We start from the raw sequence: 16,466 nt of genomic DNA on the forward strand, positions 1-16,466 counted from the left end.
GAATTCTCCTAATTGTAAAAAAAGCGACCCCGAAGGGTCGCAACATTCTGGTCGATGCTTATTATTATTTGCTTTGTTTAACTGCGTTGTTCAAGTTTAGACGTTGAACGTTAAACTTAGGTCCCCACCAGCCACTGCTCCATTCAAGAGTGTCACCACTGTTGACGAGAAGTTTTTTAACTTCTACTGCACTTAGGCTTGGGTTGTTAGACCAAACAAGAGTAGCGGCACCGGCAACGTGTGGAGTTGCCATAGATGTACCATCATAACTTGCGTAGTCGTTACCAAGAACAGTACTTAGGATACTTGTTCCTGGAGCAGCAATCATGTCGCCAGATTTAGCTGCATCTACAGAGTATTGAGAGAAAGAAGCTTTGCCATCATTTTGGTCACTTGCTGCCACTGCCAATACATTGTCCAAACCTTCATATGTTTGACCATTGTGAGTAGTTGCCATGCAGTAATTTGCAGGGTAAGAAAGTTCACCATTGTAGCTGTTTCCAGCTGCTGCAACAAAAAGAACACCTTTCTTTTGTGCTCTTACAATTGCATCGCGAAGAGCAACGCTAAATCCACCGCCACCCCAGCTATTGCTAAGAACTTTTGCGCCATTTTCTACAGCGTAGTCGATGCAAAGAATAGCACCTTCAAGGCTTCCGCTACCATCAGCGCCAAGGAACTTGCAACCCATGATGTCAACATCCCAGCATACGCCAGTAACGCCGATGCCATTGTTACCTGTTCCACCAATGGTTCCACTGCAGTGACTTCCATGAGATTGGTCATCTGCAGGATCACCACTCTGATTGATACCATTCATACCGTGGATGTCATCAACATAACCGTTGCCGTCATCATCAACACCTGGTTTACCATTTGCTTCTGCTTCGTTAACCCATACGTTGTCTTTTAGATCTTCGTGCTTGTAGTTGATACCAGTGTCAATCACTGCAACCAAAACACCTTTACCCTTAGACTTGGTATCCCAAGCCGCAGGAGCATTGATCTTTTTCATTCCCCAAAGTTGGTTGAATTTAGCATCATTAGGGGTTGCCATAGTTTTGTATAGGTAGTTAGGCTCTGCATACTTGACGTTAGGGTCTTGTAGAAGTTGAACCAATGTTTTCTTCATGTCGCCGCGTAGCTTCATGCAGAAAGTGTTGTTACCTAAGTTTTTTACAGAACGTGTATCTACGTTTTGTGCAGCAAAGCTACCTTCAACGTATTTTACAACAATCTCGCCGTTAGCGTAACGGCCTTGGAAAAGCATATTGTCCACTTTTTGTGAAATGGATAGGCCATCCGCCCATGCACAAACAGTTAGAAGTGCAACAAGAGCAAATACGAATAATTTATTCATCTGAACCTCCAGATTTGAGAAAATTATCGACAAACATTTGTCGATGAACTTCTATATTATAACGCATTGATGTACATAAGCTCAAGAGGATTTTTAAGCGGACATGTTGTAAACACAAACTAAAATTTATGGGCAATATGTTGGAATGTAGGGGCGGACCTAGTGTCCGCCCGTTCTCTCAAATACCGTCACCGTAGTCATAGTCGTCACCGTAGTCATAGTCGTCACCGTAGTCGTCACCGTAGCCGTCACCGTAGTCGTGACCGTGACCGTGACCGATTATACTACACCTTAGGAGCAGCAGCTTTTACCGCATCACTCACACCACTCTCATAAGCGGTGAAATTTTTGCGGAATAGATGTGCCAACTCTTTGGCTTTTTGGTCATAGGCTTGCGGATCTGCCCAGGTTTTCTTCGGTTGTAATAATGATTCTGCAACATTTGGACATGAAGTAGGAATCGCGAATCCGAAAATAGGATCTTCTACGGTTTCGATATCATCTAACCTATTGTCGTTTATGGCATCGATGATTGCACGTGTGGCCTTTAGTTTGATTCTAGCACCTACACCATAGGTTCCGCCTGACCATCCGGTGTTTACTAACCATGCTTTAGCACCATGCTTTTGCATTTTCTCGGCCAACATTTCTGCATATTTTCCAGGGTGCCATACGAGAAACGCTGCTCCAAAACACGCAGAAAAAGTTGCTTCAGGTTCGGTTACTCCCATTTCTGTTCCCGCAACTTTCGCGGTGTATCCGCTAATGAAATGGTACATGGCTTGTTCTGGAGTCAATCGACTTACGGGAGGTAGTACACCAAAAGCGTCGCATGTTAGAAAAATAATGTTTTTCGGGTGTCCACCTGTACAAGGGATTTTCGCATTGTCAATGTATTCTATTGGATATGAGGCACGTGTATTTTGTGTTAGTGAGCTGTTCGTGTAGTCGACGCGACGATCTGCTTCCGAATACACAACATTTTCTAATACAGTTCCAAAACGAATGGCGCGATAAATTTCTGGCTCTTTGTCTTCTGTTAAATCAATACATTTTGCATAGCATCCACCTTCGATGTTGAATACACCATCGTCTGACCAACAATGCTCGTCGTCACCAATTAGAGCACGTTCGGGATCTGCAGAGAGAGTTGTTTTTCCTGTTCCAGAAAGTCCAAAGAATAGAGATACATTACCGTCTTTGCCTTCGTTTGCCGAGCAGTGCATTGATAGAACGTCTGCTTTAGGCATGATGTAATTCATGATAGTGAACACACCTTTTTTCATCTCGCCGGCATACTCTGTTCCCAGGATAACGAACTCTTTGCGGTTAAAACAAAGAGAAACACTTGTTTTTGATGTCATTTTAGATGTGTAGCGGTTTGCTGGAAATTTTCCGGCATTAAAAACAGTGTAATCCGGTTCGCCAAAGTCTTGGAGTTCTTCTTGTGAAGCGCGAATTAACATGTTATTCATGAAAAGCGCATGATATGCTCTTGTGCATACAATACGGACTTTGATACGGTATTTGGGGTCCCAACCAGCGAATCCATCTACGATGTAGATCCTGGAACACGTGTTTAGATAATCAATAGCTCTTTCGCGATTTACCAGGAAAATATGGTCATCTAGTTTGACGTTGACATCTCCCCACCATATATCATCGCGTACCTCTGGATCATCGACAATTCTTTTGTCCTTTGGGCTACGACCTGTTTTTACTCCAGACTTTACGGCAAGAGCACCGCTCGCGACAATCGCGGAACCCTTTTCTTGAGCTAGAGCTTCTTCATATAAACGTGCAGGTGAGGCGTTGTGTATGATGTCTTTTACCAAGATACCATGTTTTTCTAAGTTAGGTTTCATTTTAAATTCCTTTGTTAGGTTGTGGTTTTTACAACAAATCTCGTAAAAATTTATTTCCTGTTGTTTGTAAATCGTTATCTAGCATAAAAGATAAACTGCGTACGCGGATATTTCCTATTTTTTGATCTAGTTTGTGTTCGAGAGCACATGGGTAAATTAAAATTGCCTGCGAGCACTTACGTAATTTTGCATAAGATATTATTTGAAAAATATCCGCATGTGGTGGTTTTGTTACATTTTTATATTTTGTGTCTATCACACAAAAAGGCTGATTATTTTTATACAAAACCATGTCTATTACAAATGAAAAGTGTTTCTCACAAAATGTTATTTTTTCTTTGGTGGTGAGTCGAAAACTCCCTTTAAGGTTATTTCCCAACCAGTTTGCCACAAATTTTTCATACAAATACGGCATATTGACCAAAAAGGATGTGACTGGATGATCCCCTTTGCTTTTTAATGGAGCCGTGTGCGACAAGAAAAAGCGACATAATGCATGGATGGGTTTGTAGTGAGCGTTTAGACGATTATAATGATTACCTCTTTGTAAACGCGCAAGTAATTCTTGTTGTGGTATTAAAGAGCTCGAAACGTGTTTGCATAACCAATAGTACGTTTCTCTTGCTTGCTGTTGCAACTGTTCAAAACATCGCGTATTGTACAAAATGACTCTTAGTGTTGCGATGAGAACTTGGTTGTCGAAGTTATTTACCGAATGTTCGTCAAAGTGAACGAAAAACTGGTGGCGTTTTTTCCAACTTTCGCGAAGTTGTATTTTGCCGCGAACATGAGGTAACCATTCTTGTTTTTCGGTGACAGAACGCGTTAGTCCTAGGTGTTTAATCCTGCGTATTTTTTCTATGAGTATTTTGGCTAAAAAGTTATAAAAAGCATGTATCGAAGCACACTTTGACAATTGGGTAAAAGTCTTCACGCGAATATCAAAGGCACATTCTATCATTTGGAAAAACTGTTTGACACTAACTTTGGGCTCTATCGTAATATTTTTATTGTCAGAGATCGCTAAATAACCGACCCAACCTCTGGCCGTGAGTTTCCACTTATTACCGGTTTTTGCGCTAGGGAAATCTATATTTAAGTAGCTAGAGTAATTATGCCAAATACATTCCGCGATCTTTTGCGACAGAAAATTTTTGGGTAAAAATATTGTCTTGTATTCGCGTATTGTGATATCTGTTAAATTTGCGTAATTTTTTTGCAAATTTTGTTCCATCTGTATCTTTCCACCCGGTGAAGTTCGTTAAAAAAATACTCTTCGATATATGGTTCTATCTGAAAGCGCCAAATATTCTCGATATGATCAGCTAGGTCTGCGGTTAAAAAAAAAGAAGTACCTATTTGAAAATTTTGATCAGAAATTTCGTTATTTAAACTTTGTAAAGTTGATGTTAAAGCTTTGATATTACATTTTTTATCATACGAGAATTTTTGAATCAAACTATAATCAGGATAGAGTGGTATAAAAGCAAAACGACGGCGTAGTGCGTAGTCGAGAATGGCAATTGATTTGTCGGCGGTGTTCATTGTTCCAATGATATGGACCTGAGGAGGAATACTAAATGTTTCTCCTGAAAGCAAGGTGATACTTCGATCGCGATACTCCAATAGATACATGAGTTCACCAAAAACGCGATCAATTGCCGCACGATTGATTTCGTCGATAATGAGAACACTCGGCGCGTCTTGTTGTTTTGCCTGTTCGCAAAAACGTAAAAATGTTCCATTTGTAATACGATAAGATCCGTCCTCTTGCGGTCGCAAACCTTGAATGAAATCTTCGTAGCTGTAGCTACTGTGAAATTGTACTGTTGTCGATATTCCGGTTTTCTCATTTAGAATAACTTGGGCCAGTCGTTCTGCAAGATAAGTTTTTCCAGTGCCAGGAGGCCCATAGATAATGGCGTGTTTTTTATGGCGTATCGCGCGCAACCACATCGAAATTTTTTTATAGGAAATGTGTGTGTCGGCTGCACATTTTTTAATGGGATAGTGGATGTTTTTACGCGGTGTATGGGTTGTTTCGTCAAAAATGGAAAGGCGAGTGTATATTTTCTCAAACGTGGAGACCACAAATGCAACAAACTGCTCTCGTTTAAAAGATAAAACTTCATCTTTTGTCAATGTTGTGGAAAATTCCATGTTATTGCGTTTGTCTTGTAACCATTCATCAGCAGAAACTTTGGGAATGGATATATTGTTTTGGGTTTGTAACCAAGGTTTGTCTTTGTGCACAGGACCACTACAAAGCCCAAATTGCAACATGTGGTGGTTGATCCACATGAACAACTTGGCACCGCTAAAAGCACCGCTGCGGAAAGTGAAAGCTCCCCAATAGAAATCGAGAATATGTTGCGCGTCGTGCGTGCGGCAAAAAACATCTTTTTCGGTAATGAGCAGCTTTTTTAGTGAACGAGGTAGTTTTTGCGCTACCTCTTGAAATACATCCTGAAAAGGATCTTGGACAGAGCCACAAAACGCATCACTATTTGCCAGATATACGTCGACACTTTTCTCCTTGTGTAAAATTCGCAATAAGGTAAAAGTATCGTGAGTAAAGTAGTGTTTTGTGGGCATTATTTTTCCTGGTATAAGTCGTCAATGAGACCTTGTTTTGTTATATAGCGATATTTCTCGTCTCCTAGAGGAGTTATTGTGACAACTTCAAACACATCCTGGATATCTTTGGGAACATCTTTCCACTTTTTGTATACCTCTCCACTATGATCCGCGAGAAATAAAATCCAATCTCCATAGCGTAGGCCGTATGCATCGTGCTTTCCGGGACGTTCGATCACAAATACTTTGACGAGGACTGTCTCATTTCCCGCGACAAAACCGGTGATATTACGCCTGTACATATCTGTCATTGCTTCGTGAAAGGATACCTTGGTTGCTGCATTTTGTTTTAGGGGGGCTCTACGGCCGTAGTACGAAAGGAACATTTCACTTGTTGCACCCATATCACGACGAAAATCTTTATTTTGCATGCGTGAGCTAAAATTCATTGAGTCTCCAAGAGAATCTGTGTCAAAGCCTCCTGTTTGGTAAATGGCTACTGTAATTAGTATGGTAAATCCTACGGCCACTAAAGTGAGGACGCGTAGCATGTTTTGTTTTCCCGATAAACTAAGGGAAAACGATGTGGTTACCATTGGCATCATAAAGCTGATTACCATGAAAAATAGTAGAAGTAATTCGGCGACTAATAAAGTGGCAGCGTCGCCAATGGCCAAATAGGGAGGATAAACGGATTTATAACTCAGTGCTGTTTCCAGTATGAGTAAAATGAAAATGCCGAAGATCATATTGCGATATAGATTAAATTCGGTACGGGTTTTTTGCGAAAATGGCATAGAGAGAAAGCCGAAAAAGAAATAACCCACGTAAAATAAAAAATTGCGTGGTTTGTTTTCCATGTAGTAAGCGTACAGTTTTTTAAAAGAGGATAACGCTTCGCTTAGTACGGGAATTTTGTCCACTTCGGGATGAAAATGCAGCATTTTTTGCACAGTGTGGATAAAACTTGTGGCAACAAGAATGACAGCCATTAAAACAATAAGTTCCCAGTTACCTTGTATAAGGGCAAAGTAGGTAAATATGGCTGGAGCAAATATAAAAAATAACAAGCGGAATGGAAATTCTATATAAGAAATCCAGCTTGATTTTCCCGCCCATGGGGCTAATTCGAATTTATCTTCAAAAATGGCAATGTCTTCGCCGCTGGCTTCGGCCACTTGTCTGGCCCATTCTGCTTCGTCTTGCCATTTTTTAGCAAGTTGGGCGCGTCTTGATTTGACCATGGCTGGAATCAATAAAAAGTCAATGGCCCATCCGACGATAAACAGCCCAAATGATATCATATATAGGCCACCGCTAAACCATTTTCCTAAGTAAAAACGGTGGACTCCCATCCACCCACCAAATAACCATGCAACATAAGCTTTGAAAATACTTACTGATTCATAAGCTTTTTTTTCGAAGTCAATGTTTGAATCCATGAATTCTCCTATACATCTGAAAAGGCTTATTGTTTAGATGAGTACCTTAAACTATCCTATCAATAGTATGATTTTTTGCAACGTTTCAATGTTTATTTTGCATAAGTCATGGATTTTACGTGGAAAAAGTACTACCGGAAAATAAGGGAAAAATTTGGTTTGATTTTTACACTAGATGCCTACTTTTTTGCAAGAATATATAATCTTGTCGCAAAAAATATTATAAAAGGTGTAAAAAATCCTACCCAGTAGTACTTGTTAAAGATTACTCTAAATGCTTTTGAAATAAAAGTAGGTCGAAAACTCACTTTTTCTTTTTTAAAGTGCTTATTCCAATATTCTAAATTGTAGCTTTCTAATGGTAACTGTTTTTCTTTCGTAAGAGCTAAAGAAAATACAGAAAATGATACCTCTTCACCGACATGCATTTTGATGGCTTTATCTTTTACAGTATCTCCTAACCCAGTAGCTATAAAAGTAATACCCAAAGATTTATTTTTATCATAAAACAATGGTAATGACCAAGAGCAACCAATGTCTCCACTTAGCCAAAAGACCTCTTTTGTGCGGCTGATTTTTTTTAGTAATGGTATAATTACACTGCTAAAATTTTCATCTGGTTTATATCTTGAATCGTTTATATGTTTCAAAAAAGATGAATACACCGGTATATTTTTTGCCCACAAAAGCTTATGTGTAAAAATAAAAATGCGCTTAATATTTTCGTTTGTTTTGCTTAGTTCAAGACATTCTAAAAAAAATTTCAACTGTTTACCTGCAATTTTACAATCGTCAAGTTCACTATCTAAAAAAATGTATAATTCTTTCTGGAAAGCAAAAGAGTAGTATGTCTTTCCAAAGTAACTTTCATATTTTTTTCGATCCGTCATTTCATGGTTACCAACACTATTAAATATTGGAAATTTTAACTTTTGGGCAAAAAAATATTTATAATTTGCGAGTTGAATGTCTGTTGAATTTCTAACAGTGTCTCCTAAAGAAACAACAAAAGCACACTCAGAATTATTGATATTATCCAGGTTTGCTAACAAGCTAGAAGAAGGAAAAACCGAATGCTTATTTTCAGGAGCACCATAAGTGTGCCCTAAAACGAGAAAATTATAGTTTTTATTATCATTTGTTAGAAATTTTTGGTTAATAGGAGACTTTATAGCTAACTGTGAGTAAATAGTTATTTGTAAACAAAAAAATACAATAAACAAAACTAAAATCTTAAACATTATTAATCTTTCTATGTCTGTTAAATGTTATCTCTGAGAGCGCACGTAAAATCCATGACTTACATACGAGGTTATACAAAAGACTTCGACAAGTCAATGTTTCTTAGAAAATTTGGTGTGTCTTACTGGGCTTTAACCTATGTATTTGGACGCGATGATATGTAAGGTATCGAGCTGAGTGTTTCTTAGGGCACAATAGCATTGCGGGTACTACATCTACTTCATGGATTTAACTGCTGTTATATATTTGGAATGACTACCAACTCTTAGTGGCAACCCCATAAAAACTTGCTTTGCAATATTCTGGTCACAACGTTGAAATTTAAATTCTAAAACAAGTGTTTGTGGAGCATTCAACTGTTTTTGGACGTTAGGTAAAGACTTGTAGCGCTGATCATACATTTTTTGTTTTTGGTCAATTGTCGCTCTTATTTTGCCATCGCGGCTAACAAAATAGTGCCGCAAGTAACGGTTGATAAGCACTGGTTGGGGATAGAAATTGAGCCATTTTTTGGCTTGTTCCCCCATTTGCTCTTTCATTCTCTGTTGAATGTCGCGCCAACGGTCTCCTTTTTTATAAGGAGAGTTTTTGTTAGGAAAACGAATTTTCCAACCGTAGTAGTTTCTTTTGCATTTCACTTCAAGAGAGCCTTGTTGTGGATATGCATATTCCCCGTACCAGCGGTAGCGTAATTTGACGCGGTGGCTTTCTCCTGCAAGGTTTTCTTTATAAGCAGAGTAGTCATATGTGTCAAAATAGACATTATTTACATAACGATCAGGATGAGGTGTATAAAATCCTGCACAATGTAATTTTAGCCATAACTTTATTTTATTGACCTCTGATTCATGGGCGACAAATTTGATTTCAAAGCGACTGTCTTTTGGGATGTTATTCATTATTGATCCTGTTTTTTTGCATTTTCATATAACTTTTTTACATTTAGATTTTCTGCCGAAACTTGCTCGCCATCAATTTCTAAATAACTACCATGTTGTACCTGAGTTATTTTTTTAGAGTTTGTAATTCTAACTTTTTTAGCTATTAATTTAGTGGGGCCATATTCGGCTTTTTTAATATACGCCATAAGAGCTGTCGAAACATTTTCGATTTTAGAGTCGTTGATTTCTAATATTGAATTATCTTTACTTGCTGCCGCAATTCCGCAATTTTCAATGACTACTTCGCGCGCTTGCAAAAAACTTTTTTCACCAACAGAAATCGCTTTATCTTTAACTCCAATAAACTTTGAATTCGACACTTGAATTTTACTGCCTGAAACATCTACTCCATCTCCACTACCACTACTCCCAATCTCTTGAAATAAACAGTTCTCTATTTGTCCTGTGGTAAAATCTCCATCAAAGGCATCATAGATAGTGTTTTTTATTTGTATTTGTTCCAGTTTAAAATTAGAGTGAATGATGTTTAAAGCATCTTCTCCCCTATTACCATCGAAAACGCAATGACTTAAATCGACATCGCTTTTATAGAACGTAACTCCACCTGTCAATTTCCATTGTGGCCAATTCATTCCTGTGGTGTTATTGACAATCACATGAGACCATTCACATCTTGTCTCAGAATTATATGTTGCAATTCCTTGCCAAGTTCCTGCTCTTTTGCTTTTTGCTATCCCTTCAAAAATGATAGGATTTTGCGCTGTTCCTTTAAATATAGTCGTTCCAAATACTACCATAGAACCATTCTCTGAGAACTGTAAAGTTGTATCACCAGAGATGAAAAGTTTATAGCCTTTAGGTATAATGATCGAGTCTTTAACTTGCCACTTTCCCGATTTGACATTAATAGTATTACTACCTGAGACAGATAGAAAAGAATGCTTGGCTAATTGATTGCTTAGGCGATCAGTCGGCATAGGATTTTGAAATAGAACTGGAAATGTTTTTTTTACTCTGGTTGTCGTGACTTTTGAAGGTCCTTTGATTTTGGATTTTATTTCTAACCAGTAACCGCTTTTTGGTGGTAAAGCTTTATAGTTAATTATTTGTGATTTGGGTTGAGTTCGCAATTTTGTTTTGGATAAGACCAATGGCAGCTCTAACTTTTCAGAAGTTTCTAGTTTTAAAGTTTTTCCTGATTTGTTGATCCAATAGATTTGTAAAATTTCCACTTCATAAGGTACAGTGTTTTTAATGTGAAGCGAACCAGTATTTTTGTTCTCAATCGTGCCTGCGCGAATATGAATGGGTAGGAGTTGTACATTTGTCGTAAAGACTTGTTGGGCCATTTTTTTTACGCAGTCCTCAGGAAAAGATTCCAAAAATATGAATTCTTTTTGCATTATTTGTAAAGAGGGTTTTTCTATTTTTTTTAGGTGAGCAGTAAGCGTACCACTTTTGGCGTCATTGATCAGTTTATTTAGAGTGGCTTGGAAAACATTGTAAACATTAGGATCTTTTAACATTTCTCGAACTATGGGCTCTCTCATAAGGCGAATAGAATTACGAGCATGAATATCTAAATCGAAGTGTATATTTGCATCAAAACCTATTGGTTCTAGCTTCATAGTCAGCGAGTTGAAATAAAACCTTTGGTTATGCCATCTAACAGCATGATCGGCCCCAAAAAATTTACACACCGCTAAATATCTGCCCAATAGCTTCGCATCAAAAACTTCCGAGGAACTTATTTTTCCTTCTCTAAAACCTTCCAATAAACCTACAGCAGTCGCATACTCGCGTGTTAATCTTTTTGATTTTTGTAGTTTTGTCGATTGAAATGCATCGATATCTGCATTCAAATAACTATCAAATGCTAACTTTTCAGCATCTTTATATTTCAGCGACTTCCAAAATAGGGATTCATCAAAACGGATTATAACTCCTTCTTTACGTCCATTTCGTTCTAAAAGTTCTTTAGAGAAATGTTCTTCTACTGCCATAATTCCGATGCTATCACCGTTTATTGTAACATCGACAAAAAAGTATTTAAGCGCAAGCACACCAAACATGCGAAGTGTTTCGTGAAACAACAATTCCCCCTGATAAACTCGAGTTTGAGGGTGATGTACTGAAAATCGACGCAACCCAAATAGCTGATCGCCATTTTTAATGTGAATGCGAAATGACCATTTTTTCCCCTGCAAGTGGTCGACCCAATCACCCTTTAAACGAAGTTTGCATTTCACTTGGCGTTCTCCAAAACGCATTTTAGCAGGAACAAAATCATCCTCTTTTTGAGTCAAAATGCCTTCTGATAATGCTTGCTGCCGTTTAGCATGAAGTTTTTTTAAATGTTCAAATTTAATATCTATATATACTCTGGAAATATTGTTAAACTTCATGCGCTTTAAAAGCTTTGGGAATTGTTTGAGTTGGCTGCTTAAAGTGACTTTTCGAATCCAAAAATGCCCTCTATTTTCCGCCATTTTCCAAATATAGGTTTTAATCTCATGCAAATATATAAAAAAAATAGGAAACCCTAACAGCAAGAAAACAAGAAATGTTTTTTTTAGGGGCGAAAAAAATTTTTTCTTTGTTTTACGGCGTTTATGGGACGTAATTTTCATGATAGGTCCTTGATAAAATATTTATTTCCAAGAGCTCTGTAGAGGATTTTATTTTAAATGGCTTAGTTACTTAACTTAGACACTGGGTAGCTGACTTTGATCTAAAAAGGTAATTCCTATTTTAGGGTAGGTTTGACGCAATTCCTCTGTTATCTCTGAAAGATTTTTATCACTAACGAAATCTACAAAATAAACAGCTTCCAATAAGTCTTGGCGGATGTCAAAACGTCGCAAATCGCACGAAGAACTGTGTTTGGAAATAATCTCATTTAAGGAATTTAAACTATTATCTGGGTATTCCGAACTATTCCAATCCACGGAAAGAAACATACTTTTCCCTTTTAAGTCTTTACGATACGTCTTAATAAATGCCATAACTCCCAAAATTAGAATGCTGGATATAATTGTTGGAAGTCCTTGATGCGCCCCCAACCCTAGTCCCATGGCTATGGCCATAAACAAGTAAGCAAGTTCTTCAGGCTCTTTGATAGGAGTACGAAAGCGTACAATAGATAATGCGCCTACAAGACCAAGAGAAAGTGCTAATGATGATTTGACTACTGAAATTATGAGAATTGTGGTCAAAAGAATAAAAGGAAAAACCTGGGATAGCTCGTTGCGATTTGATAGTGTAGATCCAAAACGTTTAAAATGAAAACTTAGAATTAACGATAGAATAACTCCAATCGCAAGGTTTATTAACAAATATTTTAAATCTAATGGGTCTTTGAAGTCGACAGCTGTTAATTCTGGGGGCATTTTTCTCTCCAAGTTAAGGTAGTTAAGTTGGTTGAGTGCTAAACATATGGATTTAGAAATTTACGAATGAGTAAGGAGGCTAAACTTAGCAGAAATTCTGGAAAATGTCAATATGGAACTTGCTGTCAAGTAACCATATTACGGTTCCTTAAAATGGATTTTGGTTGTTGTAAAGTTTGAAAAGAGAAAAAGTGTAAGGAAGGCGTGTAAGACTCAGAAAGCAAGGGAAAGAAAGATTTTGCATGGTGTTTTGGATGGATTTTGAGGTAGAAAATTGAAGTTTTTTGATCATGTGAACGAATTCGATGCTAGTTAAAGTGACCTTGGTGGCATCAAAGAACTTAAAGCCAAGCATACGCCACCAAGCATTACTGTCTTTCCCATCTACGAAAAAAAAGTCTATGAATTTCTAGCAACACCACTACATTTTTGCTATATTCCTAGAAAAGCTCGTCTATCAAAATAATAACAAGGAGAGAAATCATGAGTGAAGGTGATTCCTACTTTGACCAAACATTTGAAGCCGATCAGATGTTTTTCGAAGCAGATCAAAAAATTAAAGATGGTAATTTTGTAGGCGCCTTAAAATTACTATATGAAATTACGGATCGTTTTCCCGAGTATGGTAGAGCTTATAACCACCTGGGTTATTTATATGAAACCAAATACCAAAACTACAACAAGGCTGAATTTTACTATCGCACCGCTATTGATTATGCTCCCGAGTATCCCGCAACATATTTAAACTACGCCGTGTTGCTTTCCACATGTCAAAAGTTTACAGAGCTGGAAGAATTATTGGGGAAAGCCTTAGAAGTTCCTGGTATCAATAAAGAAAAAATTTATTGCGAAATGGGTATTATGAAAGAACTTCAAGGTAAATACGATGAAGCGATCGAGTACTTTAAAAAAGTTATTGTATATTGTTTAAATAGTAAATCTATCGATATATACGAGAAAAATATTGAGAGATGCTTTAATAAAAAAGAAATTCGCAACAAATACTAGTACATGTTATTAGTTGAGCATCTAGAAGAAAGACCGCTTTTCGCAAAACTATTTTTTAGAAAGGAAGTGCGAGGTCAGAGGGCATTAGTGATAAACTAATGTCAAAACAAACTATTTCTAAAAAAACTCGCCACCACATTATGAAAAAATGGATTATCTTATTATGTATTAGTACATCTTTTCTCTTTGCAGATGTCATTGACCGTGAACTACAAGTTGCCTTAGACAAAGAAAATCAACAGTCACTTCCCATTATTGTCGTTTTGAAAAAGAGTATCCACTGTTCGCAAATTATGGGCGAACTCGCCATCACAAACGAAGCGGCAAATTTTCATTCTACCGTTGTACAAACGATGAAAAATCGCGCATTAGAGTCACAACACTGGTTGCGCTCGTTATGTGCGACACGACAGTTTCCTGTAAAAAACTATAAGTCATATTGGATTGCCAATATGGTGACAATGACAACATCCGTTACCGCCATTCGCGAAATTGCCGTGCAGCCTGAAGTTGAACGTATTTTTCTCGACGCCGAGCATCAGTTTGTTCACTATATCGAAGGTAGTAAACAACGTCCAGGAGACAAGTGGGGTCTAGAGAAAATAGGCTCAAAGCAAGTCAATCAAAATGGTAACAGTGGTAAAGGTGTTGTCGTCGCAGTAATTGATACAGGTGTCAATTATTTGCACAATGAGCTAAAAGGTCGTGTGATTAACGGACGAGATTTTGCGAACAACGATGACGATTCTATGGATGACAACGGTCACGGAACGCACTGTGCAGGTACCGTTGCTGGAACTACACTTGGCGTTGCTCCTGAAGCTACTATTCTCGCGGTGAAAGTAATGGCCAAAAATGGTGGAGGAACTTGGGGAAATATTGCAAGTGGTGTCCAATATGTTGCAGAATTCAACCAGAATGGACAAACCGTTGATATCGTAAGTATGAGTCTAGGTGGTCCATCTCCGATAAAGAAGATTTTGCGCGATGCTTTCGACAATGCTTTGGCAATGGGGATACGTTTTGCGGTAGCTGCAGGAAACAGTGGTCATTATAAAAGTACTATTGATTCTCCTGGGGACCAAAAAGACGTTGTTACTATCGGTGCCACCAATTTTCGCAACTGGATAGCACCATTTAGTAGCCGTGGTCCCGTTATTAAATATGGAGAGCCATACATAAAGCCCGATGTCGTTGCTCCTGGTGTTGACATTACCTCATGTTGGATTGGCGGTGTAGATGCTACGCGTACTATTTCAGGAACGTCTATGGCGACTCCTCATGTCGCGGGAGCAATGGCTCTATTGTTGTATTTCCAACCAAAAACCAAGCAGAGCGCCTTATTAAAAGCACTAGAACTAACTGCTCAAGACTTGGGGGACAAAGGTAAAGACAATAATTTTGGTAGTGGTCTTATTCACATTCCACGGGCATTGGCAAAGCTGCCAGCGCTACAGGATTAATGTTTTTGTAAAAAAGCCTGTACGCGTTCTTCTGCATTACGGCGTATATTCATGTAAAACATGGTATAGTCCATAATGTGATAGTTACCAAAAAAATCCCAGCGATATTTACGTAAAGGTGGTGATATGAAAAGTGCACCATCTTTACACTGCGTGGATACCATTTGTGCATCAATTCCTGGAGAGTTATTTTCACTGCCATGAAATGCAACTGTTCCTAGATGTTTTTCTTTGGCTACTTTTTCTTCATCTGTTGTCCACGTTAAAGGATTTACACAAGCCACTTTTTTTTGTAAATTTGTGCGCAAACCTTGAAAGTATTCGTAGGGAAAACTATCGTTGATGTACGAAACGTCCGTTCCTTCCGCAAATGTATTCCATGTAAGAATACAACCTGTTTGCCTAGCACTATTACCCACTGGTATACGGGGAAGTTGTTGCGTCAAAACTTCTTGAGGTATATTCATTCCAACGATGTAGGCGGCAACCAGTTTTTTATACAGCGGTTTATCGTGGAAATAATCGCGAACCAAACGCAACGCATGAAACGCTCCTTGACTATGACCAGCAATAATAATGGGACGATCTTTATTGTGGTGCTTTAAATAGTACTCGAAAGCTTTACTAACATCTGAATAGGCAAGTTCCAAAGCCTTGTTTGCTTCATGAAGGCGATGTATCGTAAGAAAAGAATACAAAATCGCTTGGCGATAACGCGGAGCAAATACTCGCGCTGCGGAATTAAACACACTGGCTTGATGACGAATAGCCCCTTTATCGGTTTTGTTGTTTACTTTTTCGTCATATATATCTTGGTTCCAATTTTCACCGCGGCTGTAACTCGTAGGATGGATAAAAAATACATCTGCGATCGCTGTATTTTGCAAATCTTTTTCTCCTTGTGGAACAACATCCGCAGTATCTTTTTTTGTGGGAAGTGCCGCCCAGGCGCTCTGTTGAGAATAGTCTGGGAGGTAGGGAACTCCACTATATGAGAATTTTTCACCTGGTTCTAGCATTGCGCGAACCATTGCCGCACACCCTGTAAAACAAGATGAGGTAATCATTAGTAAAGTGAACACTATTATTTTGTTTTTGTATGTACTCAACATATGTCATCCTCGATAAGCTTTTTGTGTATAGTGTCTTTTGTGGTAAAAAAGTTTGAATATATTTTGAAATAAAATGCACAGAAACTCAATTATTTTGTTACGAATA

13 protein-coding genes are annotated in these 16,466 nt (G+C 38.2%); 3 read left to right on the forward strand and 10 right to left on the reverse strand.

The features are described from left to right. Positions 1 to 64 precede the first annotated feature (64 nt). A complete protein-coding gene (locus tag UABAM_RS16010) occupies positions 65 to 1,360 on the reverse strand; it encodes a S8 family peptidase (protein WP_151969016.1) in 1,296 nt (431 codons plus the stop codon). 162 nt (positions 1,361 to 1,522) lie between these two features. On the opposite strand from UABAM_RS16010, the gene UABAM_RS33460 reads away from it, so the two are divergent. Then, positions 1,523 to 1,696, forward strand: coding sequence for a hypothetical protein (locus tag UABAM_RS33460; RefSeq protein WP_173013354.1), 174 nt, complete (start codon positions 1,523 to 1,525; stop codon positions 1,694 to 1,696). On the opposite strand, the gene pckA is transcribed toward UABAM_RS33460, so the two are convergent. The 8 genes from pckA to UABAM_RS16050 form a co-directional block, all read right to left on the reverse strand. After that, positions 1,645 to 3,225, reverse strand: a complete 1,581-nt coding sequence (gene pckA / locus UABAM_RS16015) for a phosphoenolpyruvate carboxykinase (ATP) (RefSeq protein WP_151969017.1) — start codon at positions 3,223 to 3,225, stop codon at positions 1,645 to 1,647. The two genes, UABAM_RS33460 and pckA, sit on opposite strands and share 52 nt — an antisense overlap. Before the next feature lie 28 nt (positions 3,226 to 3,253). Next, positions 3,254 to 4,459, reverse strand: coding sequence for an McrC family protein (locus UABAM_RS16020; RefSeq protein ID WP_151969018.1), 1,206 nt, complete (start codon positions 4,457 to 4,459; stop codon positions 3,254 to 3,256). Then, complete coding sequence (locus UABAM_RS16025) at positions 4,423 to 5,820, reverse strand: McrB family protein (RefSeq protein ID WP_151969019.1); 1,398 nt, start codon at positions 5,818 to 5,820, stop codon at positions 4,423 to 4,425. The genes UABAM_RS16020 and UABAM_RS16025 overlap by 37 nt, the downstream gene beginning before the upstream one ends. Then, positions 5,820 to 7,244 carry a TM2 domain-containing protein gene (locus UABAM_RS16030; RefSeq protein ID WP_151969020.1) on the reverse strand — a complete coding sequence of 475 codons (1,425 nt, stop codon included), beginning with the start codon at positions 7,242 to 7,244 and terminating at the stop codon, positions 5,820 to 5,822. The genes UABAM_RS16025 and UABAM_RS16030 overlap by 1 nt, the downstream gene beginning before the upstream one ends. Positions 7,245 to 7,423: 179 nt before the next feature. Next, on the reverse strand, positions 7,424 to 8,485 hold the full coding sequence (locus UABAM_RS16035) for a metallophosphoesterase family protein (RefSeq protein WP_151969021.1): 1,062 nt from the start codon (positions 8,483 to 8,485) through the stop codon (positions 7,424 to 7,426). 216 nt (positions 8,486 to 8,701) lie between these two features. Next, a complete protein-coding gene (locus UABAM_RS16040) occupies positions 8,702 to 9,385 on the reverse strand; it encodes a VTC domain-containing protein (RefSeq protein WP_151969022.1) in 684 nt (227 codons plus the stop codon). Then, positions 9,385 to 12,018: a CotH kinase family protein gene (locus UABAM_RS16045; protein ID WP_151969023.1), complete on the reverse strand. Its 2,634-nt coding sequence runs from the start codon at positions 12,016 to 12,018 to the stop codon at positions 9,385 to 9,387. The genes UABAM_RS16040 and UABAM_RS16045 overlap by 1 nt, the downstream gene beginning before the upstream one ends. 75 nt (positions 12,019 to 12,093) lie before the next feature. Further along, positions 12,094 to 12,777, reverse strand: coding sequence for a DUF4956 domain-containing protein (locus UABAM_RS16050; RefSeq protein ID WP_151969024.1), 684 nt, complete (start codon positions 12,775 to 12,777; stop codon positions 12,094 to 12,096). Positions 12,778 to 13,260: 483 nt separating this feature from the next. Here UABAM_RS16050 and UABAM_RS16055 point away from each other — a divergent pair, with 483 nt between their 5' ends. Both UABAM_RS16055 and UABAM_RS16060 read left to right on the forward strand, forming a co-directional pair. Next, the gene (locus tag UABAM_RS16055) at positions 13,261 to 13,785 is read left to right on the forward strand and encodes a tetratricopeptide repeat protein (protein WP_151969025.1); all 525 of its coding nucleotides are present in this window, start codon (positions 13,261 to 13,263) and stop codon (positions 13,783 to 13,785) included. 98 nt (positions 13,786 to 13,883) lie between these two features. Beyond that, positions 13,884 to 15,248 (forward strand): S8 family peptidase, encoded by a 1,365-nt coding sequence (locus tag UABAM_RS16060; protein WP_151969026.1) that lies wholly within the window; start codon positions 13,884 to 13,886, stop codon positions 15,246 to 15,248. Here UABAM_RS16060 and UABAM_RS16065 read toward each other — a convergent pair. Continuing rightward, on the reverse strand, positions 15,245 to 16,360 hold the full coding sequence (locus UABAM_RS16065; RefSeq protein ID WP_151969027.1) for a DUF3089 domain-containing protein: 1,116 nt from the start codon (positions 16,358 to 16,360) through the stop codon (positions 15,245 to 15,247). The two genes, UABAM_RS16060 and UABAM_RS16065, sit on opposite strands and share 4 nt — an antisense overlap. Positions 16,361 to 16,466 lie beyond the last annotated feature (106 nt).

Source organism: Candidatus Uabimicrobium amorphum (assembly GCF_009002475.1).
GTDB classification, from domain to species: Bacteria; Planctomycetota; Uabimicrobiia; order Uabimicrobiales; family Uabimicrobiaceae; genus Uabimicrobium; species Uabimicrobium amorphum.